This is a genomic window from Tichowtungia aerotolerans (assembly GCF_009905215.1).
Lineage (GTDB): Bacteria > Verrucomicrobiota > Kiritimatiellia > Kiritimatiellales > Tichowtungiaceae > Tichowtungia > Tichowtungia aerotolerans.
This window is the reverse complement of record NZ_CP047593.1, coordinates 1,367,408-1,392,957: the sequence shown is the minus strand read 5'-3', so window position 1 is coordinate 1,392,957 and position 25,550 is coordinate 1,367,408. Positions and strand designations below refer to the sequence as shown.

At 51.4% G+C, this 25,550-nt stretch carries 23 protein-coding genes, 2 tRNA genes and 2 pseudogenes; 15 read left to right on the top strand and 12 right to left on the bottom strand.

Translation table 11 applies throughout. The features are described from left to right. Positions 1-138: 138 nt before the first annotated feature. Positions 139-573 carry a hypothetical protein gene (locus GT409_RS05920; RefSeq protein WP_160627885.1) on the bottom strand — a complete coding sequence of 145 codons (435 nt, stop codon included), beginning with the start codon at positions 571-573 and terminating at the stop codon, positions 139-141. A 682-nt stretch (positions 574-1,255) separates the two neighbouring features. Here GT409_RS05920 and GT409_RS16135 point away from each other — a divergent pair. After that, a pseudogene (locus GT409_RS16135) lies at positions 1,256-1,411 on the top strand (phage integrase N-terminal SAM-like domain-containing protein); the annotation flags it as partial. Positions 1,412-1,579: 168 nt separating this feature from the next. Here the strand turns inward: GT409_RS16135 and GT409_RS05910 are convergent. Genes GT409_RS05910 through GT409_RS05900 form a run of 3 tightly spaced genes read right to left on the bottom strand, consistent with a single transcriptional unit; the run spans position 1,580 to position 4,161 of the window. Continuing rightward, entirely contained in the window at positions 1,580-2,695 is a 1,116-nt protein-coding gene (locus tag GT409_RS05910) for an Ldh family oxidoreductase (protein WP_160627883.1), read from the bottom strand. Between the two features lie 4 nt (positions 2,696-2,699). Next, positions 2,700-3,908: a glycosyltransferase gene (locus GT409_RS05905; protein ID WP_160627881.1), complete on the bottom strand. Its 1,209-nt coding sequence runs from the start codon at positions 3,906-3,908 to the stop codon at positions 2,700-2,702. 13 nt (positions 3,909-3,921) lie between these two features. Further along, positions 3,922-4,161: a hypothetical protein gene (locus tag GT409_RS05900; RefSeq protein WP_160627879.1), complete on the bottom strand. Its 240-nt coding sequence runs from the start codon at positions 4,159-4,161 to the stop codon at positions 3,922-3,924. A 63-nt stretch (positions 4,162-4,224) separates the two neighbouring features. On the opposite strand from GT409_RS05900, the gene GT409_RS05895 reads away from it, so the two are divergent. Then, positions 4,225-4,298 (top strand) — tRNA-Gln (locus tag GT409_RS05895). 9 nt (positions 4,299-4,307) lie between these two features. Here GT409_RS05895 and dnaN read toward each other — a convergent pair. Continuing rightward, positions 4,308-5,402: a DNA polymerase III subunit beta gene (dnaN, locus tag GT409_RS05890; RefSeq protein ID WP_160627877.1), complete on the bottom strand. Its 1,095-nt coding sequence runs from the start codon at positions 5,400-5,402 to the stop codon at positions 4,308-4,310. Between the two features lie 324 nt (positions 5,403-5,726). Continuing rightward, a complete protein-coding gene (gene dnaA, locus GT409_RS05885) occupies positions 5,727-7,115 on the bottom strand; it encodes a chromosomal replication initiator protein DnaA (RefSeq protein ID WP_160627875.1) in 1,389 nt (462 codons plus the stop codon). Between the two features lie 270 nt (positions 7,116-7,385). Between dnaA and GT409_RS16130 the strand changes: the two are divergent. The 3 genes and pseudogenes from GT409_RS16130 to GT409_RS05875 form a co-directional block, all read left to right on the top strand. Further along, positions 7,386-7,580: pseudogene (locus GT409_RS16130) on the top strand (aminopeptidase P family N-terminal domain-containing protein); the annotation flags it as partial. Positions 7,581-7,652: 72 nt separating this feature from the next. Continuing rightward, positions 7,653-8,525, top strand: coding sequence for a M24 family metallopeptidase (locus GT409_RS05880; RefSeq protein WP_160627873.1), 873 nt, complete (start codon positions 7,653-7,655; stop codon positions 8,523-8,525). A 2-nt stretch (positions 8,526-8,527) separates the two neighbouring features. After that, positions 8,528-8,941 carry a hypothetical protein gene (locus GT409_RS05875; RefSeq protein WP_160627871.1) on the top strand — a complete coding sequence of 138 codons (414 nt, stop codon included), beginning with the start codon at positions 8,528-8,530 and terminating at the stop codon, positions 8,939-8,941. 29 nt (positions 8,942-8,970) lie between these two features. Here GT409_RS05875 and murA read toward each other — a convergent pair whose 3' ends face one another. After that, positions 8,971-10,248 carry a UDP-N-acetylglucosamine 1-carboxyvinyltransferase gene (gene murA / locus GT409_RS05870; RefSeq protein WP_160627869.1) on the bottom strand — a complete coding sequence of 426 codons (1,278 nt, stop codon included), beginning with the start codon at positions 10,246-10,248 and terminating at the stop codon, positions 8,971-8,973. An 80-nt stretch (positions 10,249-10,328) separates the two neighbouring features. Between murA and GT409_RS05865 the strand changes: the two genes are divergently transcribed. After that, positions 10,329-11,072, top strand: a complete 744-nt coding sequence (locus GT409_RS05865) for a LolA-like protein (RefSeq protein WP_160627867.1) — start codon at positions 10,329-10,331, stop codon at positions 11,070-11,072. Between the two features lie 5 nt (positions 11,073-11,077). Here GT409_RS05865 and GT409_RS05860 read toward each other — a convergent pair. Next, a tRNA-Gly gene (locus GT409_RS05860) sits at positions 11,078-11,152 on the bottom strand. A 101-nt stretch (positions 11,153-11,253) separates the two neighbouring features. Between GT409_RS05860 and GT409_RS05855 the strand changes: the two genes are divergently transcribed. The 6 genes from GT409_RS05855 (at position 11,254) to larC (ending at position 18,360) form a co-directional block, all read left to right on the top strand. After that, positions 11,254-11,655: a peptide chain release factor family protein gene (locus tag GT409_RS05855; protein ID WP_160627865.1), complete on the top strand. Its 402-nt coding sequence runs from the start codon at positions 11,254-11,256 to the stop codon at positions 11,653-11,655. A gap of 9 nt (positions 11,656-11,664) precedes the next feature. Continuing rightward, positions 11,665-12,477, top strand: coding sequence for an ATP-dependent sacrificial sulfur transferase LarE (larE, locus tag GT409_RS15870; RefSeq protein ID WP_233231622.1), 813 nt, complete (start codon positions 11,665-11,667; stop codon positions 12,475-12,477). A gap of 36 nt (positions 12,478-12,513) precedes the next feature. Continuing rightward, the gene (gene larB / locus GT409_RS15865; RefSeq protein ID WP_233231621.1) at positions 12,514-13,182 is read left to right on the top strand and encodes a nickel pincer cofactor biosynthesis protein LarB; all 669 of its coding nucleotides are present in this window, start codon (positions 12,514-12,516) and stop codon (positions 13,180-13,182) included. A gap of 64 nt (positions 13,183-13,246) precedes the next feature. Then, positions 13,247-16,615: an autotransporter domain-containing protein gene (locus GT409_RS05845; protein WP_160627863.1), complete on the top strand. Its 3,369-nt coding sequence runs from the start codon at positions 13,247-13,249 to the stop codon at positions 16,613-16,615. Further along, positions 16,605-17,147 carry an ImmA/IrrE family metallo-endopeptidase gene (locus GT409_RS05840; protein ID WP_160627861.1) on the top strand — a complete coding sequence of 181 codons (543 nt, stop codon included), beginning with the start codon at positions 16,605-16,607 and terminating at the stop codon, positions 17,145-17,147. Before GT409_RS05845 ends, GT409_RS05840 begins: the two co-directional genes overlap by 11 nt. Further along, positions 17,140-18,360: a nickel pincer cofactor biosynthesis protein LarC gene (larC, locus tag GT409_RS05835; protein ID WP_160627859.1), complete on the top strand. Its 1,221-nt coding sequence runs from the start codon at positions 17,140-17,142 to the stop codon at positions 18,358-18,360. The genes GT409_RS05840 and larC overlap by 8 nt, the downstream gene beginning before the upstream one ends. Positions 18,361-18,370: 10 nt before the next feature. On the opposite strand, the gene typA is transcribed toward larC, so the two are convergent. Together typA and msrA are read right to left on the bottom strand one after the other, a co-directional pair. Continuing rightward, a complete protein-coding gene (gene typA, locus GT409_RS05830; protein ID WP_160627857.1) occupies positions 18,371-20,170 on the bottom strand; it encodes a translational GTPase TypA in 1,800 nt (599 codons plus the stop codon). Between the two features lie 269 nt (positions 20,171-20,439). Further along, a complete protein-coding gene (gene msrA, locus GT409_RS05825; RefSeq protein ID WP_160627855.1) occupies positions 20,440-20,931 on the bottom strand; it encodes a peptide-methionine (S)-S-oxide reductase MsrA in 492 nt (163 codons plus the stop codon). Positions 20,932-21,042: 111 nt separating this feature from the next. On the opposite strand from msrA, the gene GT409_RS05820 reads away from it, so the two are divergent. Further along, positions 21,043-22,278: a putative DNA modification/repair radical SAM protein gene (locus GT409_RS05820; protein WP_160627852.1), complete on the top strand. Its 1,236-nt coding sequence runs from the start codon at positions 21,043-21,045 to the stop codon at positions 22,276-22,278. Further along, the gene (locus GT409_RS05815) at positions 22,275-23,009 is read left to right on the top strand and encodes a TIGR03915 family putative DNA repair protein (protein ID WP_160627850.1); all 735 of its coding nucleotides are present in this window, start codon (positions 22,275-22,277) and stop codon (positions 23,007-23,009) included. Before GT409_RS05820 ends, GT409_RS05815 begins: the two co-directional genes overlap by 4 nt. On the opposite strand, the gene GT409_RS05810 is transcribed toward GT409_RS05815, so the two are convergent. Both GT409_RS05810 and tpx read right to left on the bottom strand, forming a co-directional pair. Then, the gene (locus GT409_RS05810) at positions 23,006-23,554 is read right to left on the bottom strand and encodes a glutathione peroxidase (protein WP_160627848.1); all 549 of its coding nucleotides are present in this window, start codon (positions 23,552-23,554) and stop codon (positions 23,006-23,008) included. The genes GT409_RS05815 and GT409_RS05810 overlap by 4 nt on opposite strands. A gap of 12 nt (positions 23,555-23,566) precedes the next feature. After that, positions 23,567-24,064, bottom strand: a complete 498-nt coding sequence (gene tpx / locus GT409_RS05805) for a thiol peroxidase (protein WP_160627846.1) — start codon at positions 24,062-24,064, stop codon at positions 23,567-23,569. Between the two features lie 105 nt (positions 24,065-24,169). Between tpx and der the strand changes: the two genes are divergently transcribed. Then, entirely contained in the window at positions 24,170-25,549 is a 1,380-nt protein-coding gene (der, locus tag GT409_RS05800; RefSeq protein ID WP_160627844.1) for a ribosome biogenesis GTPase Der, read from the top strand. Position 25,550 lies beyond the last annotated feature (1 nt).

Here is a 25,550-nt window from a genome sequence, read left to right as displayed (position 1 = left end):
TTCACGAACAATGGTCTCGGATACATTATCCGGCTCAATAGAGTCGGCCGATGCCTTTCGAACCGCCGGATGCGGACCCGCATGTCCGGTGGTGTGGGGAGGGGGAGCTAGACACTCCCCTTTACCCGATTTGGGGATTTATTTTTCGTAAGCTTCGTGGGGATGCGTAGGGTCCGCTATTTTCCATTCATTGTTCTCCAAATGAACTAACAAGCGAAGTCTGGCTTCTTTGCCACGTAACCCATATGAAACCTCTTTATAGCTTGGCTTCAGTTTAGCAGGAAGCCTGACATCCTCTACAGTAAAAATAAAATCGCTGACCTTTGCACCTTTAAACCATTGGTCAAATGTTTGTACTCCTGCATCCAGCTCAATATTCACATCGCTTTGACTTCGTCTCTCGAAGTACTGCGGCTCCATGGAATTACGATACGCTGACAAGTCATTATTCAGGAACGCCTCAACCATAATCCGAACAGGTTTTGTTATAAACTTGTCCTTATAGATGTTCTCGGCAGAACCGTGCGTGCATCCTGAGACAGCTAAAATTGTCGCTATGATTATGTGTTTCATTTTCTGTTCCCAACGTAACAGGCATCAGCTGCCGGGCGGCCAGCTTCGCCTGAATCAATCCAATGTCAACCCGGTCAGCTGCATGCCATTGTTAGAACTTGGAGCGACGGGGGCGCTTCAAGTTCGACTCCATTGTGTGCTTCCCCGCATCGCACAGTTTCTACGTGACGCTGTTCCAGTCGCCCCGCACAAAAAAATTCAATTAGTACCTTTCAACGTTGCGGTAATCTTAAAATCCCGGTCGCCATCAACTCCGTTATGCCGCCGGGATTTTAAGATTACCACTCAAACAACTTTTACTCAACTTGTGCGCCCCTTAACAATCATTACTGGTTCCCCACCAGAGGTTTAACCCCGTCGGTCCTTCTAACAGTTGGTTAGATGGAAAAGTTTCCATATATCACCCCTATGGAATGGAAAGATTTTCCATCTATGTTTATATTAAAGGGGTAAAAATGGAAAATCGGCGGTTTTATTTTCCACATATGACCTCTACCCCTGAAATTTTCCATCTATGCTCATATTAAGGGGGAAAACATGGAAAACTTTTTTAAACACCGCCTCTTTCTTTTAATATCAATGTATATTTTATACATGACGACACAGGGAGGGAAAAAGTGAAAAATAATCCAAAATTTCAGACAAATCCCGATAGTAAGCTGGTGAATAAAAGGTCCAGGAGGTTCTGCGTTATTACCATTACACCTACCGCACAGAGCAGGTTTACTGCGGGTGGATTCGGCGCCTTCTCAAGTTTACGGCTTCAAAAAGCACCCGCGTGAACCTAGCTCTAACCGAAAATCGCGCGGATAACACAGATAGGGGAAAATCTGTTTAATACCAAATTAATCTGAGTAATATTCTTTCGCCCGTTCGCGTTGCTCATTCAAGGCACCGAGAAGGCAGAGCTTATTTGGCAAACTTTGAGACGTTGCCGGAAACAATTCCAATCAAGTTTCCGGTTTGCAGACTTCGACCTTCGCTAAAGCTTTGCCGGACAGGCAGCTTACGCTTCAAATGGGAAGCGATACTGGATCAGACCCTGCTCATTGCGCATATCGATGAGCTGTTTCTGGAGAGCGTCATTGATCGGAGCCCCTTTATCCTTGCGGTCGATACCGGCAATATGTTCTTTTTCGCCACAGGTGTAGATGCGTTCTTTCCCCGGCGCTTTCTGGGACGCGCGCAACTGGCGCAGAATATCGCCGGCGGTTTTTTTGAAGTCAGCGAGATCGCAGAAGTGTTCAATGTCGATAGCCATGAAGAAATGGCCGAGCGCATAAGGTTTTGGACTTCCGTCATCAGCGAGTCCACTGAGCATTTTGAGGTAGGAACCCTGCTGCAGTGCGGCGGAAAGCAGCTCAACCACTGTTGCAAAGCCGTAGCCTTTGTGCCCGCCGGTTTCTTCTTCAAGGCCGCCGATGGGGGCCAGAGCCGCCTGTCCATTGACCAGATCTTTCAAAATCCGGACCGAATCCGTTTGGGTGTTTCCTGCCCGGTCAATAATGAGTCCGGGCGGACAATCCTTTCCTTCCCGGGCATACTGTTCAATTTTACCGCGCTGCATGATCGAAGTTGCGTAATCGTTGGTAAACGGAAACCCTTCATCGGTGGGCATGCCGAAAACCAGCGGGTTGGTACCCAGCATATTTTCGACGCCGTGAGTGGGAGCAATGGATGGGCGGGCATTGGTTCCGGTGAGCCCGATCATACCGGCATCGCAGGCCATCATTGGATAGTATGCAGCAAAGCCGTAATGGGTTGAGTTGCGGACCGCAACCATTCCGAGGCCGTAGGTACGCGCTTTTTCAATGGCCATTTCCATACAGCGTTTTGCAATCACCATCCCCATTCCGTGATGTCCGTCTACAACGGCAGTTGCAGCCCGGTCGCGGACAATTTCAAAATCAGTGACTGGCCGCTGAATTTTTTTACTGACAATCCGATCGTAGTAAATGGGCTTAAGGCGTCCCACACCATGGGAATCAATTCCGCGTTTATCAGATGTGATCAGCACATCAGCACAGATCTCGGCATCTTCCGACGGCACTCCGATCGATTTAAAGACATCCACCATGAATGCTTCGAGCTGATCAAAAGAAACCCAGACTGTTTTTTCCATTTTCTTACCCTTCCACAACTGATTTTAAAATATTTTCGAACTGATGAAGACCGATTTCGAGTCCGTACTTTTCTTCGATCAGTTTACGGGCAGCATGAGCCATCCGGGCACTGAGTGAACGGTCTGTCAACAGCCAGTCCACACTGCGCTCAAAAAGAGCCGGTGTATCGGCTACAAAACAATTCATACCGGTTTGGGCTTCTATCCCGGCCATCCCGAGCGACGTGGATACAACGGGCAGGCCGGCGGCCATAGCTTCCAGCACTTTGGTTCGCATGCCGGAGCCAAGGCGAACCGGAGAAACCAGTACCCGGGCCCGGTTGCGGTAGGGACGAAGATCCTTCACCTTTCCGGTAACGATGATTCGCCGGTCTCCGGCGACCAGTCTTTTGATGCGCGGACTCGGATCAGCTCCAACGATGTAAAATTTGACTTCCGGATGATGATCGCGCAGTGCCGGCCAAACATGGTGCACGAACCATTTAACGCCATCTTCGTTGGCCGGATCCTGCATATAGCCGGTCATCAGAATGATCGGTTCTTTGGGAACCGGCGGATGTTTTTGAAGCTCTTCGATATCCACTCCGGTCGGAGCAACAGAAACCGCGAGATCCGGAGCATAGTACTGCATTGTGAACCGGTCCTGCGGCGTCAGCACCAGAATGCGGTCGGCGCTGCGGTACATATCAAACTCATATTTACGAAGTCCGCGCAGCTGGGGCAGGCTTTTACAGTACAGTCGCCAGCGCACTTCCTCCATTTCCTGGTACTTCTCATAGGATGCGGTCATGCACCGATGACAGGAAATGACAGTGTGAACCGCAGACAGAGAAGGATTTTTGTATAAGAACTGCCCCATCTCAGAAAATTCAGCAATCACCAGGTCGTAGTGCTGCAGTTCCACCGCATTCGCGACCTCATCCATCATTGCTTTGGAGTAAAGCTTCCAGATCAATGCCGGACGGGAATGGGCCCAAAGGTAATCATGAAAAATCCGAAACAGCAGGTTGCGATTCGGCTGCTGAATCGTGTGCAGGTCGAAAACGAACTCTTTCAGGCCCTCAATCTGCTTCTCAGTTTCTCCTGAGAGATAGGAGACGAGCCCAACCTGGTGCCCCTGTTGAGCAAGATAACGAATGCGCTGAAAAACGATACGGTTTCCACCAACGACTTCGGAATGGGGAAGTTTTAGAGTTAGAAACAGTATTTTCATCAGGAATCCTGTTTCAGTAAATCTTTCCGAGAAGTTCGACAAATTCCTCAGGCGTGTAATCGGACAGCTTGCGACCGGACGATTGAACCGCTTTTTCAATTTCACCGCAGATTTTCTGCAGTTCATGATGAGACTCTTCCGATCCCATCAGAACCTTATAATTCTCAGCCTGAGTGATCCGGATATGCTTATCCTGATGGTCAAATCCAACACCAAGCAGTCCGATCACCCGGCTTTGTCCGGTCCTGTTCATTCTTTTTTCTTTATTCCCTACTTGCACTGAAGCCAAATCTCTGGCTTATTCTGCGTTCTTTCCTGCCCGATGGTGTAACGGTAGCACGACAGACTCTGAATCTGTTTGTCTAGGTTCAAATCCTAGTCGGGCAACCACCTTCCCCTTTATGAAACCCGAATGGGCATCAAAACATACAGGAATGGAACGTTGGTTTTGATCACTCCAGGACTTAATTCGTCCGACAGCTCAAAGAAAATCTCATCGGAATCGAGATGACGCAGCGGCGCCATCAGGAATCCCGGATTAAAGGCAATCGAAAGTTCCTTTCCTTCGTATTTGACCGGAATGGTTTCCCGGGCCTCTCCGATTTCCGTGTTGTTGGTCACCAGTTCCAGCTTGTTGCTGCCGAAGTTCAGTTTGACTGAAGCAGTTTGATCGTCAGTCAGCAATGAAACACGGCGAACAGCCAGCAGCATGGTTTCGCGGTCAATCGCCACCCGCTCTTCGCACTGCGACGGAATCACCTGCTGGAAGTTTGGATAGGTTCCTTCAATCAGCTTGGAAATCACCAGAATCTGATCAAAATCAAAGGCAACCTGCGTTGCGGACACCCGGATGCGAAGAACTCCTTCTTCCCCCAGCGTCTTGATCAGCTCATTAATGGTTTTACTGGGAACAACCAGATCGACCTGGGCATCTTCAGAAAATTCGATTTCCTGCTCCACCATCGCCAGTCGACGCCCATCGGTTGCTACAACGGTCAATTTCTCGTCCTTAAAGCTGAGAAGGGCTCCGTTCAGGATATAGCGTGTTTCGTCCGTAGAGGCCGCGTATGTGACTTTCTGAAGCATTTCCCGGAAGACGACCTGATCGACAGAGTAAACAGAGTTCTCGTCGAATTCCGGAAGCGGCGGAAACTCCTCTTCCGGAAGACCGACCAGCTTGAAGAAAGACGGACCGCTGCGGATCGTGGCAACGTCCTTGGCGTCCACTTCGATTTCAACCTGTCCGGCCGGCAGCTCACGGCAGATGCTGAAGAAACGGCGAGCCGGCAGTGTTGTGCCCCCTGCATCGCTGATCTCAGCCGCAACGCTGGTTTTAACGCAAACCTCCATATCGGTCGTTGTTAAAGACACCAGATCTCCTTCCGCTCTTAAAAGAACGTTGGAAAGAATGGGAAGAGTGCTGCGCTGACCAACGATGGACTGAACTTTTTGCAGAGCATCGAGCAGTGCTGATTTTTCAATTGTGAGCTTCATTAACAACCCCCTGTAATAGATAACCTTCTTTAGTATATAAATCTTAGTATTAGTAGTACTGTAAATAGAATGATCAGTCAGCCTGTTTTTTTACCTATCTCTATCTAGTCAGCGTATTTAGCTTTGTTGACAGTTCTGTGGAGAAACTCAGGATAAACCCTCTCGACTTTCAGTAAGTCAAAGTTGTCAAATTTATCCTCAGTCTATCAACAGATTTACCCTCATCTTATCATCACCCCTGTTGGTGGCTTCCTGTTTTCATCAGGCAAAGAAAAAGAGGCAGTCTGACGACCTGCCTCTTGCATTCTGTTCTATGGAATCCTGTCAGGATACCGTTTGAGCGGACTGATGTCCTGCCCGCTGACGCAGCAGAGACAGCGTTTGACGCAGCTTCAGGTCTGTTGTCTGTTCCTTTTCCACGGTCTTGCAGGCATGAACCACAGTGGCATGGTTTCGTCCAAAAGAGTCTCCAATGCTTGGGAAAGAAAGGTTGGTCATGTCCCGGGACAGGTACATAGCCACCTGCCGCGGCCAGGCAATATTCTGGGTTCGCTTGCGTCCCAGCAGATCACCAACCCGCAAATCAAAGTGTTCAGCAACAGTCTTCTGAATGTTTTCAACGCTGATCGCGTGTTTCTTTTCCTGATCCAGTGTATCTCTAAGAAGGTACTCCAGTTTTCCCATATCCATGGATTGTCCGGTCAGGGAAATGTAAGACGCCACCCGGATCAGTGCACCTTCCAGACGACGGATGTTGGAGGAAATACGTTCTGCGATATAGAAAAGGAGATTCTGCTCGATGGAAAGTTTGAGCTGCTCACTCTTTTTACGAAGAATGGCAACCCGCGTTTCAACATCCGGGCTTTCCATTTCAACAACCAGTCCCCACTCAAATCGGGAGACGAGTCGAGGAGCGAGTCCTTCCAGCTCTCCGGCGGGCCGGTCGGAAGTCATGACGATCTGCTTATGATTTTCAAAAATGGCGTTAAAGGTATGGAAAAACTCTTCCTGCAGACGTTCTTTACCGGCCAGAAAATGAATATCATCGATCAGCAGCGCATCAACGGTCCGGTATTTTTTACGGAATTTCGCCAGGGAATTGGTCTGCAGTGCTTCAATGTATTCATTCAAAAAGGCTTCGCTGGTTGTGTAGCAGACTTTTCCTTTTCCTTTTTTAGAAAGGATGAAGTTACCGATTGCCTGCATCAAATGGGTTTTTCCAAGTCCGACTCCCCCGTAAATAAAGAGAGGGTTGTATGCGCGGGAAGGAGACTGGGCCGAAGCCATGGCCGCCGCGTGCGCAAACTGGTTGGATGGACCGACCACAAAAGAATCAAAGGTGTAGTTGCTGTTCAGGTTGGTTTTAGTTTCCTTAGTGCCGCGTTTTTGCGGAAGAATGGAACGAACCTTTTCCTTAACGTTTTCTGCCGTGTCCGGCTGTTCTTCCTGTTCGGAAGCCAGGCTGTAGTCCACAACCAGCTGAATGTCATAGGTCTGCCCGGAAACCAGAGCCAGTGCATTTTTGATGAGCGGCAGATAATGCTCTTCCAGCCATGACTGATAGAAATCATTGCCCACCACCAGAATAACCTGATCGTGATCAATCTTCCGGCACTGGATTACAGCAATCCATTTTTCAAAAACATCTTTGGAAAGAGTCTGTTTCAGGTGTTGGCAGGCATCGTTCCAAAGCTTTTTCTGTTCATCAGTCATCGTAAATTCCGAACTCACAAAATAAAAATAATTAACAAACCTGTGAGGGTTGTGAACAGGTTGTTAACAACCGCTTAGTCCTTAAGCAGTCGCGACAGAGGGAAGCTAATAAACGGAGCGGCATACCGACAAGGTCAAAGCCGAAGGATAGAAATTTATTTTTTAAAACACAATATGTAGGACCATTCTTCCAATCAGACACTAAATAAACTTAACTGGATGGAAATTTAAATCTAACAAACTGTATGAAATTTTCGTAAAACACGCTGTATAAATAATGTTAGGCAAAAAATGGACAATAAATCAGTATTTCTACTTATCAGCAGCTCTGTAGAGGACACCAATATACACTATTTGTGCGGAGTGAAACCTCCTGAGGCCTCTGTTTTGCTTAAAAACCGTCGACAGACCATTTTGCTGGTTTCCGAGATGGAATATAACCGTTTGAGAAGAACGGTTTACCCGGGGGTAAAGGTATTCTGTCCAGCTCAGTTGGGAATTCAATCCAGGGATCCATTTTCCCTGTGGGTCCTTACGTTGCTGAAAAAATACCATCTTACTTCGGTCAATGTTCCCTCTGGCTTTCCTGTAGGGATTGCGGATCAGCTGAGAAAAAACAAAATTCAGGTTCAAATTCAGGAAAAGCCTCCCTGCCCGCAGCGGGAAATTAAAGCAGCTGATGAAATTAAAGCAGTTCAGCAAAGTCAGCGTGCAGCCGTCGCCGCGATGAAAGCGGCCATTCAGCAAATTGCCTCCTCAAAAATCATGAAAGACGGATCACTGAAGGTTGGAAAGCAGGTTTTAACATCAGAAATGGTTCGGGCAACAATTAATCATACTTTACTGGATCACGACTGTACTGCCGAAGAAACCATTGTTGCTGGTGGACCGCTTTCAGCAGATCCTCATGAGCGCGGCAGTGGGTCGCTTTATGCCGGTCAGCCTATCGTACTCGATATTTTTCCAAGGTCTGCAAAAACCGGATATTGGGGAGACATCACCCGTACCGTCTGCCGCGGTCCGGCACCTGCTGCGCTGAAAAAACAGTATTTGGCTGTCAAAGCGGCTCAGGCTGCGCAGCTTAAAATGCTCAAATCCGGGATAAAAGCATCCTCTGTTCATAAGGTTGGCGCAGATGTTATGGAGTCCAAAGGGTTTAAAACCGGGACTGTTGATGGAGTTGCTCAGGGATTTATCCATAGTACCGGGCATGGAGTCGGACTGGAAATCCATGAAATGCCGCGTGTTTCTCCGGCTAACAAAAAATCACTTCGTGCCGGTCATATTGTCACCATTGAGCCCGGACTCTATTATTCAGGGATCGGCGGCGTCCGCATCGAAGATACCGTCGCGATTACAGCTGACGGATATAGAATGCTCTCCCCCTGTATCAAACAGCTGGAGATTTAATTATGAAAAAATGGTTTTTGCTTTGCGCCATTTTTGGACTTTTGGCTGCCTGTACTTCCTACCGGTCCGAACTGTCCCCTTCTCCGGGAAAATGCTATGTCGAAACCTGCAACCGGCTGTTTGTCGAAACGCATATCCGTTTCATCGACAATGGAAAGGAACTTAAAACTATCGATGATCAGGGACGCGATATATGGACTGGCGACAAAAGCTGGCTCGATCCCGGCGAACACACCTTTACTGTTGTCTGCGAATGCAAATATCCATGGAACAAACTCGTTAACGATCTTCCTCTCACTGTGGAACTGAAAAAAGGGTATCGCTACGAAATCCGTGCCGACTATGACGCCAAAATCTCATCCGTTGAAGTGAAAGAACACCCTCACCTCACCCACGGATTCTTCTGGACCCGTTAAAAAAGATAAGCTTTCAGCCTTTCTTTTTATTAAGCTTCTCTAACAATATCCGCGCCGAGCGCGCGGAGACGTTCATCGATGGATTCGTAGCCGCGGTCGATGACGTGGGCGTTATCGATTTCGCTGTGTCCTTCGGCGCAGCAGGCCGCAATGAGCATCGCCATTCCGGCGCGGATGTCCGGGCTGCTCAGACGGGCACCACTCAGTTTGGATGCGCCGCTGACAACAACGCGGTGCGGATCGCACTGAATAATATTCGCTCCCATGGCCATCAGGTTGTCTACGAAGTACATGCGACTCTCGAAGAGTTTTTCAAAAAAGAGCATTTGTCCCTGCGTCTGAGTGGCGAGCACAATCATCACACTCATCAGGTCGGAGGGAAACGCCGGCCAGATTCCGTCCTCAATCTTCGGTGTAAAGTTTCCAAGGTCCGGAAGGGTCGTTCGACCCGTTTCATTTTTCATGGTCAGAACACCATCAGAAACGACCCAATGGGTCCCCAGTTTTTCGAAGCCTTTTTTGAGAACACCGAGAGTCAGGCTGTCGCCGGGATTTTCAATCTCCAGCGATCCGCCGGTAACAGCGGCGGCGGTGAGAAAACTGCCGGTTTCAATGTAATCCGGCGCCACCGTATGCGTTGCGCCGTCCAGTGTTTTTTTGCCGCGGATTTTCAGCAGGTTGGTGCCGATGCCGGAAATGTTGGCGCCCATTTTCACCAGCAGGTTTGCCAGATCCTGCACATGCGGTTCGCAGGCGGCGTTGAAAATCGTGGTTTCCCCTTCGGCCAGCACGGCGGCCATCAGTATGTTTTCGGTGGCTGTTACACTGGCTTCATCCAGAACGAGCCCGGCTGCTTCCAGTTTTTTCCGCCTGAACTCATATGGAACGGTTTCTGTAATCTCGATGCCGAGTGCACGCAATCCGTAAAAATGGGTGTCGAGCCGGCGTCGTCCGATGACATCGCCGCCCGGTGCAGGAACAGTGGCCGATCCGTGGCGGGCGGACAGAGGTCCAGCCAGCAGAATCGAGGCGCGCACACGACGACAGAGTTCTTCGTCCAGATTCGTGGTATTCAGCCCGGCTGCGCAGAGAATGACGCCATCGGCTGTTTTTTCAACGGATACGCCGAGCGTTTGAAGCAGTTCGAGCATCACACGCACATCCTGAATGTCGGGTACATTGCTCAACTCGACCGGCTGATCGGTCAGCGTGGCCGCCGCCAGCATGGGAAGGACTGCATTTTTATTGCCGCGCGGCGCGAATTTTCCGCCGATTACATTTCCACCGTTGATAATAAATTTTGCCATAAGAAATCACACTACCCTGTTTTTCCAAACCTTGGAAGCAGGCAGTTCCTGCACCCGGAAGTTTTTCCGGATATTGAACAATGCCGAAACCGTCAATTATTCTGTCCATAATTATTCTGATCAGTAAACTGACCGCTATGAAACGCATCTTTTTTGTTCTGTTCGCTGCTTGGTCTGTGATGGCTGAGCAATCTTTGCCGCCCGCTCCCCGGATTCTGGCTGCCGCGCGCGCGCAGCTGCCGCCCTACCCGGTGTTTATGTCTGGGTCGCTCAAGGAAAAGGCCCCGAACGGGTTTGTACGGAAAACGCTGAAGGTGGAAATGACGCTCGACTGGAATGCGCAGGCGCCGCGGGCGGACTATAAAATCACAGATTCGAAAGCCAAACAGGTTCAGGAACTGAAGCTGATGTTGAGTCCTGATGGAATGAATCCGTCTTTTACAGAAAATGGAAAAGAGGCTTCGTTTGATCCGAATGCTGAAATTGCAGACAGCGGCGTAACCTGGGCCGACCTGACGTTTGCGTTCCTGTGGAATCCGAATGCTGAAACGGTCGGGGTTGAAAGAAAGTTCGGCAAGGAGCGCTATCAGATTTCGATTCCCCGGCCCGATAACCGGGTTCTTCAGCTGTGGGTGGAAAAAGACAGTGGTCGAATGGTACAGGCAGAAGAGCGCAATGCTGACGGAAACCGGATTAAGGTCATCAAGGTGGTCAGCGTAAAGAATTTCGACGATCTGTGGATGGTGAAAGATCTCGATATCATTCAGCCCGAAACAGGAGCCAAAGCATCCCTGCGGATTGATGAGGTGAAAGAGGTGAAATGAAAAAATGGAGCGGGTGATCGGATTCGAACCGACGACAATCACGTTGGCAACGTGAGGCTCTACCACTGAGCTACACCCGCGTCGAAAGGCTGGCTAATATGCCAATTTAAAAATTTGGTGCAAGCCGGAATTTAAACTTTTGTAACTGTTCTTTTTTTGTGCGGCGTGTTTTCCTCTGAATATGATCACGCAGGAGAAATGGGAAAAGCTGCAGGAACGGATGGATGCGCTGGGAATCAGCGAAGCCGATTTGTCTGAGCAGTTTATCCGTGGATCCGGTAAAGGCGGGCAGAAGATCAATAAAACCTCTTCCTGTGTGCAGCTGATTCACAGGCCGACCGGCATCGAGATTAAATGCCGGCAGTCGCGCCTTCAGGCTTCCAACCGTTTTTTTGCCCGCCGCGACTTGTGCGATAAACTCGAGGAAAAGCTTCTGGGCATCAGAAGCAAAAAGCAGCAGGAGCGCGAAAAAATCCGCCGCCAGAAACGCCGTCGTTCCCGCCGGGCCAAAAACAAAATGCTGGATGAAAAACATAAACACTCTGAAAAAAAAGCACTTCGCCGGCCGATTCGGGGAGAGTAAAAATAAAATATGAAAACAAAAGCCAAGCTTAAGAAACTCCATACTATCTTTCAGGAATTAGAACAATGCGTGGTGGCGTTCAGCGGCGGCGTGGATAGCACCTTTCTGCTGGCCGCCGCCGTGCGATCGCTGGGCACGGAAAATGTACTGGCCACTACGGCGGTTTCCGCAACGCTGACCAGCGAAGAAAAGGAAGAAGCACTGGAGCTGGGTGAAAAAATAGGCGTTAAACACATTTTGATCGAAACGGATGAATTCGATGCAGAACCTTTTACCGCGAATACGCCGGATCGCTGTTATCACTGTAAAAAAATCCGGTTTAATGCCCTGGTGCAATGGGCTTCTTCGCGAGGAATAAAGTGGGTTGTTGAGGGAAGTAATGTGGATGATGACGGCGATTATCGTCCCGGAACCCGGGCTGTCGCTGAACTTGCCGCGGTTCGCAGTCCGCTCCGGGAGGCCGGCCTGACAAAAGATGAGATTCGTGAAATTTCCAGGGATTGGAAACTTTCCACAGCCGGAAAAATGAGCAACGCCTGCCTTGCTACGCGTCTGGAGTACGGGCTGCAGATTACCACGGCCCGTTTAAAACAGATTGAAGAAGCGGAGAAATTTCTGCGCCCGATGATCGAAGGCCAGTTGCGGGTGCGGCATCATGGAAATCTGGCGCGTATCGAGGTGGAGCCGTCTGCCATTCCAAAACTTACGGCTCCGGGAGTTGCTGTCGCAATTACCGACCAATTGAAAAAACTCGGGTTCCATTATGTGACGCTGGATCTTTCCGGCTATAGAATGGGAAGTATGAATCAGGGAATAAAGTAGACTCAGCTTTCAGCCGGTTCTGCAGCGAGGTAGGAAATGAGCGGATTTGACGAACTTGGTTTTGCTAAAATTGACAACCACCGTCCGGTGCGGCGCGGATTTCCCGAGGCGGTTTTCTGCGAGGGAAAAACGCCGGATCAGGTTGCACAGATCGTTCAGAAGATGAACGAGGGCGAACGCAATATTCTGGCGACCCGTGCTTCTCGGCAAACATTTGATGCGGTTCAGAAATTAACTCCCGAGGCGGAGTATCATGAATCCGCCCGCCTGATTGTCGTTCGCAAAGAAACCATCGAACCGGATCCGGACCGTGTCATTCTTGTCGTAACAGCCGGAACCAGTGATATTCCTGTGGCTGAAGAAGCCGCGATTACTGCTGAGCTGATGGGCCACAAGGTCGATCGCGTGTTCGATGTCGGTGTTGCGGGCATCCACCGTCTGTTTGCTCAACATGAAAAACTCAGCCAGGCCAATGTTCTGGTCGTTTGCGCCGGCATGGAAGGTGCACTCGCAAGCGTGGTCGGCGGACTGGTTTCCAAGCCGGTGATTGCGGTGCCGACCAGTGTCGGTTACGGCGCAAGCTTTAACGGCATTGCTGCCCTGCTCGGCATGCTCAACAGCTGCGCTGCCGGTGTTTCGGTCGTCAACATCGACAACGGTTTCGGCGCCGGTCGCCTCGCCGGAATGATCAATTCGATGCGCTGATTTTCTCTGTCATCTGTACAAGAATAGTTGTATTGATTTGTCATCATTTCAATAAAGGGAGCTTATGGCGCGTTTGATTATCACGGTAACTATCATTCTGATCGGGGTATCAAAGATCTGGGCCGGAAATATTTATGTTGATGGCGAATGGACCGTTGACTCCGGTCCGGTTTATGGACCAACAGATAATATCTTTGTTGGTTATTATGGAAATGGGCAATTGATTATTACCAACACTGGTGCGGTTCACGATTATACGGGATGTGTTGGATATGCTCCTCAAGCTGCGGGAACAGTGATTGTGACTGGCGCCGGTTCGGTTTGGTCGAACTCCAGCTGGCTATCCGTTGGTGAATACGGCACCGGAACGCTGAATATCAAGGATGGCGGAGCAGCTTATAGTTACGATGGATATGTTGGATATGCTCCCGGATCAACGGGGCAAGTGACTGTAGATGGAGCCGGATCAACCTGGATTAACTCCAGCTGGCTTTCGGTTGGAGAATATGGAACCGGAACGCTGATGATCACGAATGGCGGTGCTGTTTATAATTATGATGGATATGTCGGGTACACTCCTTATGGAACCGGAACAGTAACAGTCACCGGCTTAGGCTCTGCTTGGTTGAATGCCAGCGTGTTGCTGGTTGGAGCGGGAGGTTCCGGAACACTGAACATTGAGGACGGTGGTACGGTTTACAATACCGAGGGGTATGTTGGATTTGATTCAGACTCAAGAGCATTGGTAACGGGAGACGGATCGACCTGGATCAATTCCAGCTGGCTTTCCGTCGGCGAATACGGCATCGGAGAGCTTGTGATCAGTAACGGCGGCACTGTTTTTTCAAGTGAAGGATATGTTGGGTATAATTCAGGCGCAACCGGTACGGTGACAGTGACCGGTTCGGGATCTGTTTGGTCGAACGCCGGGTATCTGGGAATGGGCGATTTCGGAAGCGGAACACTGAATGTTGAAAACGGCGGTGCGGTTTATAACAGCGACGGATGTCTTGGATTTTATACAGATGCCGAAGGACAGGCTGTTGTCACCGGAAGCGGTTCGATTTGGTCCAACTCCGCAGATCTTTATGTTGGAGGGTACGGGACGGGTCAATTAACCGTTTCTGATGGCGGTGCCGTTTATAATGATTTCGGATACATCGGTTATCAGGCCGGATCGACCGGGTCGGTGATGGTGACCGGCAGTGATTCGGCCTGGTACTCTGACGGTCTTTTTGTCGGTGACCGCTACGGTAATGGTTCTCTGGTTATTACGAATAACGGCCGGGTAGAAGCTGGAGTCGTATATGTTGGTATGAACTTCACGAACCACAATGGGTCTGTTTATTTCGGCACCGGGGGATCGCTGGATGCCGATACGCTCTATTTTTCACCGGAAGATTTTTATGGAACCGGAACCGTCACAGTTCGCGGCGTGCTTTCCGATATGGATGTGGTGTTTGACGGTTCTTCGCTGGCAACCAATATGGCTGGTGATGTCACGGTTCTGACCGATGCTCAAAATATGACAGGTGTTTTGGGAGCCGGATGGAAAGGTGACGGGTCGCTGTTGATTACAAATGGTGTTGTGGTCAGCTCGCGTGCGGGAATGTTGGGCTTTAATAAAGGATCATTCGGCTCTGCTGTCATCACCGGATCCAATTCTGTTTGGAATACCGAGTCGCTTCGCATTGCTCATATGGGCAACGGTGAAATGACCATTGAAAACGGCGGGTCTGTTTTTTCGGATACAGGGATTATCGGCAGAGACGGAACCGCGGGAACTGTTAATGTTATTGGAGTCGGCTCAGTGTGGTCCAACCGGTATGCATTGAGAGTGGGTTCATGGGGAGAGGGTTCTTTGATCATTTCGAATGGTGCCGCGGTCTACAGCGATTATGCCGACCTTGCCTCGCGCGGCGGAACCGGCCGGGTGCATATAAGCGGAACCGGATCGATGTGGAAAAATGCTGGAGATGTCTATCTGGCTGCTGTCGACGAGACAACCATTCCAACGAATAGGCCAATACAGCTTCCTGATCTAGGACCTGCATATTTAACCGTTGACCATGCCGGGGTGGTTGATATAGGTGGATCCCTGTTTGCCGGAATGAACAGTACTGTAGCGCTTGCTGGCGGCGCGCAGCTGCACGTCGGTGGGGACGCAACTTTTGCTGCCGGCTCTCTGCTTGACTTTAAACTTTCCGATGAGGACGGAACCGGAAAGATGACCGTGGATGGAACCCTGATTAATGAAGGAGCAAAGGTAAAACTTACGTCATCCGAGGCACTTAAATTATATTCAGAATATGAACTGATTGCTGCAGGCAGCATTGAAGATCTGTTTGGGTTGTTTGACACCAATGATGTTTTGTCGGTTTACGACTTCAGCCTTTCATCAACGGCAACGAATGTTTTAGCAACCGTTCACGGACTGAAGCTTCAGGAAACAGATACGCCTTCCGTGGCGAAGGCGTCTGCCGCATCAGCCAATGTGGTCATGCACAATGTTTCAAAGCATGCCGGCATTGCGCGCACGCTGCTGCGCGAGGAACAATCTTCCGACAGCAGCACTCCGGAAGGTCCTTCCGGACCTTCTGCCCTGCTTGCTTCGGGGGAATGGACCGGTTATATGCGCCAATTCAACGACTTCGGCGGGCAGAAATCCGAAGGCTCTCTGGACGGGTTCGACTGGCAGACTTCCGGGTATCTGGCCGGAGTGGAAAAACGGATTAATCCACAGTTGATCATCGGTTTCGGTGCCGGCCAGGCCTGGACAGATCTGGATGGGAAGCGCGGCTCCGGCGGCGGGTCCACAGACATGTTTATGACATCGCTTTACGGAAACTGGTTTAATGAAAACGCTTATTGCGAATTCGGTCTTCTTTACGCACGAGCCGATAACGATACCGAACGTACTGATACTGCGCTGGATCATTACACCGGAAATTATGATTCGGCCATGTTTGGCGGCTGGATTGAGGCAGGTTGGCTGACCCGCAAAACCCAAGCCATAGAACTTGAGCCGTATATTCGCTCCACCTATATTTCCGGACATCAGGATGAGTACACGGATCAAGGGGGCCCCTCCCCGCTAACCGTCCGTGCGAACGGAACCGACAATTGGCAGATCGAAGGCGGTGCCCGTCTGAGTCGCAAGTGGGAGCTTGAAAATTCCAAGCCGCTTCGGCTTGAGCTCAAAGCGGGCGTGCAATGCGAGCTGCTGGATAACAGTGTAACGGTTAATACAGAAGTCATTGGAGTTGGACAACGTGCGTCCAGCCCGGAGGCGGATCGGGCTGCGCTGATTCTCGGCGCGCGGGCCGATTTAGGGCTGACTGATGCATTGCATATCGGCATTGGCTACGAGCCCTCTTTTTCCGGCAACTGGCAGAACCACTTGATCGATTTTACACTGAAGTATGAGTTCTGATTTTCCAAAGGTTGGAAAAAGGATAGCGGCAGCAGCCGGGATCCTTTTTCTGCTCTCCGGCTGCACAACACTGATCGATAAGCCGCCGGATATTCCGTGGCATGCGTGCTACCAGACCATTTCCGACCCGCACGCTCTTAGTTTTCGGGATACCGGAATTGCTTTTCTCCAAACCGAATACGGTTTCCCGGAAACTCCGGTAAACCGAGTCATGCTTCGGTTTTCAAAAAAGACAGAAACTGCGAAGAACTATCGGGTTGGACAGTATTTTTCGCGAAACGAGATCGTTGATGCCGAGAAAGGCGTTTTTTGTATTTACGTCGGGGTTCCTCCCTCTCATGAGCGGTTTTATTATCTGCTCGGTCATGAAATCGGACACCTCTTGCATCCGCGCAGAATCGATGATCCGGAAATGGAGCGTTTTTGCAATGAATTCAGTCGCCGTTTGTGCGAAAAAGAAAATAAGAAGTTCAATTCCAATTGGGAAAATCGCAAATGGGTTCTTCAGCCAAAGGAAACAGCAAATGAATAAATCTCTTTATCTGTCCGGATATTCAGGAATCAGCGGCAACATGTTTATTGGAGCCCTGCTCGATGCGGGATACTCCGAAGAGGCTTTGCGCGAAACCGTGAGCGCCCTGCCCGTTTCCGGTTATACCTTAAAATTTGAAAAGACGGTCAAAATGGGAATTGAGGCAACGCTCTTTGATGTCGAACTCGATCCCCATGAACACCAGCCGCACCGGCACCTGCGCCATATCGTTGAAATCATAGAAGCAGCTGACCTGAGCGATCGCGTCAAACAGCGCAGCATTGCTGTCTTCACCAAACTGGCCGAGGCCGAAGCAAAAGTACACGGAACCACCGTTGAAAAAATCCATTTCCACGAAGTCGGCGCAGTGGACGCCATCATCGATGTGGTCGGAACCGTTTCCGGTCTTGAAGCTCTCGGCATTGAAAAAATAGTTGCCGGAAACCTGCGCACAGGGTTTGGATTCATTGAATGCGCCCACGGGTCCATGCCGATTCCCGCGCCGGCCACCGCTGAACTTCTGCATGGAATTCCTTACACTCAGGGCAGTGTTGAAAAGGAACTGCTGACACCGACCGGCGCGGCTTTAATTGCAACGCTTTGCGACAGCTTTGGCGATCGGCCCGAAGGATTTGTCACCGAAAAAACCGCCTATGGCGCCGGCGGCTGGGACCTTGAAATTCCGAATGTACTGCGCGCTGAGCTGGGACGGTTCCCAACCTTGGATCCGAGCGAAGCGAGAGAAGTTGTGCGAATGCAGAGCAGTGACCAACAGGACCGGCAAAAAACAGATTTACTGGTTCTGGAAACCAACATTGATGATTGCAATCCGCAGGTCATCAGTTATGCAATGGACCGCCTCTTTGACGCTGGTGCACTCGATGTGTGGCAAACGCCGGTTGTGATGAAAAAAGGCCGTTCCGGCATTAAATTATCTGTTTTGTGCCCCATTTTAATCAAAAATGAGCTGGAATGGATCATTTTTGAAGAAACGACCTCCATCGGAATCCGATCTTTTCCGGTGGATCGTACAGCTCTTAACCGTCGCGAAGAAACCACCGAAACTCCTTGGGGCTCAGTGCGTGTCAAAATCAGTTCGCTGAATGGAAGAGTTTGCTCGGCAACTCCCGAATACGACGATTGCGTTGCGCTGGCAGAAAAAAGCGGCGTGCCACTGAAAGAAGTGATGCACGCCGCACACAATACACAATAAACAGTACGCCTTACTTTTTTGCCATGCGTTTGCGCTCGTTTTCGGTGAGCCAGCGCTTACGCAGGCGGATATGATTCGGTGTTACTTCCACCAGTTCGTCAGAGGCGATGTATTCGAGCGCCTCTTCCAGGCTTTGCTTCTGGGCCGGAGCGATTTTCATTGCGCGGTCGGTTCCGGAAGCGCGGACGTTGGTGAGCTGCTTGGCTTTCTGCACGTTAACCGGCAGGTCTTTGTCCAGGCAGTGCTCGGCAACGATCATTCCCTCGTAGCACTCTTCGCCGGGATCGATGAAGAAGACGCCGCGCTGCTGCAGAGCATCAATAGCGTAGGCAACGGCTGCGCCGTTGCCCATGCTGACCAGTACGCCGTTGTTGCGCGTTTCAATTTCTCCGGCGAAGGGGCCGTAGTGCACAAAGCGATGCGAAACAACCGCTTCGCCGGCCGATGCGGTCATCAGTTTGCTTCGAATCCCAATCAGCCCGCGGGTCGGAATGTGGAAAACAATATTTTTGCGGACTCCATGCTGATCCATGCGTACCATTTCTCCGCGTCGTGTTCCGATCAGCTCAATGGCTTTTCCGGCGAATTCATCAGGGACATCGACGGTGAGAATTTCAATCGGCTCCTCTTTTTTGCCGTGTTTTTCGTGGTAGATCACCTGCGGCTGGGCGACGGTGAGTTCAAAGCCCTCGCGGCGCATGTTTTCGATGAGGATTGAAAGATGAAGTACGCCGCGACCGCTGACAATAAAGCTGTCTCCGCCGGCTTCTTCAACGCGCAGAGCCACGTCGCGTTCGCATTCTTTGAGCAGGCGCTCGCGAATGTGACGACTGGTGACGTATTTTCCGTCTTTTCCAAAGAACGGGCTGTCGTTGACGCGGAAGGTCATGGAAAGGGTCGGTTCATCAAGCGCGATCAGCGGCAGGGCTTCCGGATGTTCGCGGTCGGCGATGGTGTCGCCAATGTCGATATCGACAATTCCGGAAATGGCGCACAGGTCGCCGCATTCGATGGACTCTTTCTTGACGCGGCCGAGACCTTCGAATGTATGGATTTCCTTGAGTTGAACCGGGCGCACGGTTCCGTCGCGTTTGACGATGGAAACCGGAGTTTTCAGGTCGAGCGTACCGCGGTAGACGCGGCCGATGCCGATACGGCCGACATAGTCGTTATAGTCGAGCGTGGTGGCCTGCATTTGTACAGCACCCTCATGAACCGGCGGGCCGGGAATATGCTCAACAATAGCGTCCATGATCGGCTTGATGGAATCGCGGGGATCATCAAGGTCTTTGACCGCCCAGCCGTCACGGCCGGAGGCGTAGAGCATGGGGAAGTCGAGCTGGTCGTCATTGGCTTCCAGTTCGCAGAAAAGGTCGAAAACCATATCGTGAACTTCATCACAGCGGGCGTCCGGTTTATCTGCTTTGTTGACGATTACAACGGGCTTGAGGTTCAGTTCCAGCGCTTTATCCAGCACGAAGCGGGTTTGCGGCATCGGACCCTCGGCAGAGTCGACCAGCAGCAGCACGCCGTCGGCCAGGTTGAGAACGCGCTCCACCTGCCCGCCGAAGTCGCTATGGCCGGGAGTGTCGATGACGTTGATCTTCACGCCGTTGTAAACAACACTGATATTTTTGGAAAGAATGGTGATGCCGCGCTCGCGCTCGAGGTCGTTGCTGTCGAGCATGCACTCCTGAAACTCGCTGTCGCGCAGGATATGGGCCTGTTTGATAATCTGGTCGACCAGCGTGGTTTTGCCGTGGTCGACGTGCGCGATAATTGCCACATTGCGAATGTTTTCGTTTCTCATATTTTTATTTTGTAAAACAGTTATCATTTACCGGTTATCAATTAACCGGGGTTGGAGGTTCAGGCACTTTACCAAAACTTCACTAACCGATAACAAATAACCGAAGCGGCTCTGTCGCTTCTCAAAAAAGTCGCGCGAATGTACGCTGTTGGGCCGGAAAAGCAAGGCGATAGAATCACGGATTTCAGGGAGTTTCCAAACGGCGGAATTCATTCTATGAGAGTTCGCGGGTTTTTTCAAGGTCTGGAAAAGAAAGGTTTGCCTCTGGATTATGGCTCGCTGAAAAAGTGACAGACCGGACCTCCATTCTTCTCAAAGTAGCGCTGGTGATATTCTTCGGCGCGCCAGAATGTGCCGGCGGGCACAATCTGTGTGGCAATCGGTTTTCTGTATTTTCCCGAGGCTGCGAGGTCTGCTTTTGATTTTTCAGCGATCTCTTTCTGTTCCGGCGAATGAACAAAAATCATCGAGCGGTACTGTGTACCGAAATCCGGTCCCTGGCGGTTTACCTGCGTCGGATCGTGCACTCGCCAGAACAGCTCGACCAGTTGTTTGTAGGAAATCACATTTGGATCAAATGTGATTTCAAGCGCTTCAGCGTGTCCTGTTCGGCCGGTACACACCTGTTTATAGGTCGGGTTGTCGGTCGATCCTCCGCAATAGCCGACTTGTGTGTCGATGACGCCGTCCACGGTTCGGAATGCGGATTCCACGCCCCAGAAACAGCCGGCGGCAAAGGTTGCTTTTTGTGTCTCAGCCATAACGCCTCCTATCATCAGTATAGAAACAGTTAATATAATTACGTGTTTCATGACGGTTGACCTCCGTTGTATAATTGGATTCCTCTCCCCGGAAAACGTTCATAGGGTACCATGACTGTCCAGCAAAAGCTCGCCATCCTGTCCGATGCGGCGAAATACGATGCTTCGTGTTCGTCGAGCGGATCGTCGCGTAAAAACCGCGGCGGCACCGGCGAAGCGGCTTCGTCCGGTATCTGCCACAGCTGGACGCCGGACGGCCGCTGCGTGTCGCTGCTCAAAATTCTGTTTACCAACCGCTGCGTCTACGATTGCGCCTATTGTGTCAGCCGCTACTCCAATGACCTGCCTCGGGCGTCGTTTACGCCGGAGGAAGTGGTCGAGTTGACCATGAATTTTTATCGCCGCAACTACATTGAGGGCCTGTTTCTCAGCTCCGCCGTCGAAAAAAGCCCAGATTATACCATGGAACGACTGGTCAAAGTGGTGGAAATGCTCCGCCGCGAACAGCACTTTGGCGGCTACATCCATTTAAAAACGATTCCAGGCGCGAGTGATGAGCTGGTCCGCCGCGCCGGGCTTTGCTGCGATCGAATCAGCGTCAACATTGAGCTGCCATCGGAAGATTCGCTCAGAAAACTGGCACCGCAGAAAACCAAAACCGACATCCTGACGCCGATGAGAAGCATCGGCCGAGGAATCACCGAGAGCCGCGCAGAGCGTAAAAAACATAAAAAGGCGCCCATGTTTGCTCCGGCCGGACAAAGTACGCAGCTGATTATTGGGGCAACTCCGGAAGACGACCGACGTATCCTGACGCTTTCGGACAGCCTGTACCGTCATTACGACCTGAAGCGCGTCTATTTTTCCTCTTATATTCCAGTCAACCCGGCCGTAACCGGCACCCGCCCTCACCTGCTGCGCGAACACCGGCTGTACCAGGCCGACTGGCTGATGCGCCTCTACGGTTTCGCCTGCGATGAAATTCTGCCCGCCGATGCACCGTTTCTCGATGAACAGCTCGACCCCAAAACCGCCTGGGCGCTGCGGCACCCCGAGCGCTTTCCCATCGATGTAAACCGCGCGGACTACGAAGAGCTTCTGCGGATTCCGGGCGTCGGATTCCGTTCGGCCCAGCGCATGGTAACCTCGCGCCGCATCGCCGCCCTTCGCCGTGAAGACCTGTCCAAATTCGGCGTCGTCATGAAGCGCGCACAGTTTTTCATTACCTGCGCCGGGCGCGATCCGCTGGATGCATTGCGTATGCCGCGTGCCTCAGTTCGCCAAATCCTGATGGCGTCTGGCCCTCGCAACCGGACGGCCCCGAACCAGTTGGAGCTGCCGTTGTGATCACCTATATTCACAATGGTTCCATTGACGGGCGGTTGAGTGCTCTTTCGGTTGCGCTGGCTGATTCGCTGACACCGGAGGATATTCAGCCGGAAGCGGGACATCAGGTTTCGCTTTTCGGAAGCGATGTGCTGGTTGAAAGCGATGACGCTGCGGCCCGTAAGCTCATGCGGCGGATACGTGAGGATATTTCGTCTCAAGCTGTTCGGCATGTGATGTATGTCCTGCTCTCAGACCTGCCGAATCTGGACCTTTCGCTCTACTTTTATCTGCGCGAAGGCCTGATTCGCGGAAAAGACGTCGATCGCTGGCACGCCAACCCGGCGGTGAAAGCGGTTCACGATGTGTCGCAAAAGGTCGGTGGCGAAATCCATCGGCTGAAAGGACTGCTGCGTTTCCGCGAGCTGGATGACGGCACACTGTGGGCCCCGGTCGAGCCCGACCATCAGGTGCTGTTGCCGCTGGCGCATCACTTCCGCCGCCGGCTGCCCGGCGAGCGCGGAATCATTCACGATATGCGCCGCAACCTGGCTATCGGTTGGAATCGGGACAGTGTGGATTATGTGGCTCCGCCGGAGAGTTTCCAAACCTCGGAAAACGAGGATGAAGTCCAGCAGCTTTGGCAGACCTATTTCCGGTCCGCGACCATTCGCGAGCGCATGAACCCGGGCCTGCAGCGGCAGTGGATGCCGGTGCGCTACTGGAAATGGCTGACAGAACCGGTTGTTTAATTCTGAGCCGGTTCTGCGAGGGCTTTTTCGATGGCTTCGGTCAGTTTGGGATCATCCGGCGCGGTACGACTTCCGAAGTGCGCAATCAAATCGCCATTGCGGCCGACCAGGAATTTATTGAAGTTCCAGGAGACCTTGGCTCCGTTGGGGTGCGCGGTCAGCCAGGCATAGAGCGGATCGATATCGTCGCCCTTTACCGAGATTTTTCCAAACATTGGAAAGGTGACGTTGAAGCGCGTGGAACAGAACTGCGCAATTTCCTGGTTGGTACCGGGTTCCTGTCCGCCGAAGTTGTTGGCCGGGAAGCCGAGTACGACGAGACCGCTGTCTTTGTATTTCTCATACAGGTCCTGCAGCCCGGCGTATTGTTTGGTGAACCCGCATTTGCTGGCGGTGTTGACAATCAGCAGCACCTGCTCTTTGTATTGGGCAAGTGATTGTGGTTCGCCGGTGATGGTTTCTGCAGAAAAATCATACACCGAACCGGCTGCGACCGCTCCGGCGGTCGCGGTAACCCCGGCAAACAGTCGCAGCAGTTTTTTCATGGCGCACCTCTTTTATTTCAACGCGGCAAGCGCAGCATCGTAGTCCGGTTCCTGGGCAATTTCCGGAACCTGTTCTGTGTAGACCACTTTTCCATCTTCGTCGATGACAACGACGGCACGGGAGAATAGCCCGGCCAGCGGCCCGTCGGCAATGGTTACGCCGTAGGCGCTTCCGAAATCGGAACGAAAAGCCGAAACGGTTTCTGCGTTTTCGATTCCTTCTGCGCCGCAGAAGCGCTCCTGCGCAAACGGGAGGTCGACTGAAATGCAAAGAACAGCAGTGTTTTCCAGGTTGGTTGCCTGAGAATTGAACACCCGCACAGAAGCGGCGCAAACGCCGGTGTCGATGCTCGGGAAAATATTCAGGACAAGTTTTTTACCTTTGTAGTTGGACAATGAGGTTTCAGAAAGATCTCGTTTGACCAGCGTGAAATCCGGAGCTGGGTTTCCTGCGCCGGGAAGTTCTCCGACGGTTTGAACGGGTGATCCTTTAAATGTAACCTGAGCCATGGCAACCTCCTTGTTTAGATTGAATTTAAATACGGATTTAAACAAAGAAGATTGCTTTTGCAAGCTACTTCCCCTTCAATGTGCCGCCCTTATAAGGAAATACTAATGAGTGAGTTAAAGCAGACCCGAACTATTGCCATTGTAGGCCGTCCAAACGTCGGAAAATCCGCGCTGTTCAACCGGATTATCGGACGCCGCGTTTCTATCGTGCACGAGCAGGAAGGCGTCACTCGCGATCGTGTTGTTTGTGAAACGGAATGGAACGAGGAACACTTTGAGCTGATTGACACCGGTGGACTCGGAACGATCGACTCCCGCCCGACCGGCGATGTGCTGGTGAATCGTACCAATGAGCAGGTGGAAGTGGCGGTTTCCGATGCTGCTGTGATTATTTTCACGGTTGATCTGACCGCCGGGATAATGCCGATGGATGAGGAGGTTGCGCGCGTTCTGCATCGCGCAAATCGCCCCGTCTTTATTGCCGCCAACAAAGCAGACAATGCCTCCCGAGACGAAGAAACATACGGCTTTGATGCGCTCGGGTTTCCGGTGTTTCCGGTTTCCGCTCTTCACAATCGCGGGATCAGCGCTCTGATGGAAGCGGTTCTTCCGGAATTACCGGAAGGTGAGAAACCGGAAGATCGCGATCCGCTGCGTGTGGCGGTGGTTGGCCGTCCGAACTCTGGAAAATCTTCATACATCAACCGGTTGCTCAAAGGGGATCGTGTGATTGTTTCCGATATTCCCGGAACCACCCGCGACAGTATTGAGATTCCTTTCACAATCGGAAAAGGGCCGCAGGCACGGCATTATCAGCTGATCGACACCGCCGGCGTCAACCGTCGTAACCGTCGTTCCGGTGCGGTTGAGCATTACAGCAATATGCGCGCAGAGGAAAGTATCGACAGCGCCGATGTGGTCGTTTTGCTGATGGATGCCTCTGAGGGACCGAAGCTACAGGACAAGAAACTTGCCGCCAAAATCATGGAAGCCAAAAAAGGCTGTGTGCTGATGGTTAATAAATGGGATTTGGCGGAAGAAGCGGACGGTGTAACGCAAACCCAATATGAGCCGGCACTTCGCAAAGAGATGCCGTTTCTGGGGTTTGCTCCCCTGCTCTTCATTTCCGCCGAGTCCGGCTATAACGTCAAACGAAGTATCGATACGATCGATTATGTTGCGGGTCAGGTTGAAACCAAGCTGACCACCGGCGTGCTCAACCGGGTGATTCAGGATGCCATGGCGAAAAACCCGCCGCCGATCGTCAAAGGTCGTCCGCTTAAGGTCTACTACGCCACGCAGTCCGGCACGAAACCGATTTTTATTAAGCTGTTTGTGAACAACACGTTACGTGCAACCGACACCTATAAGCGTTATCTTATTAATCAGTTGCGCAAAGCCTTCGGTCTCGAAGGTGCTCCGGTTGAATTGAAACTGGTCCCTCGTCCCCGCCCGGATTTAGAAGAGAAAAAACGACGCAGCTGAT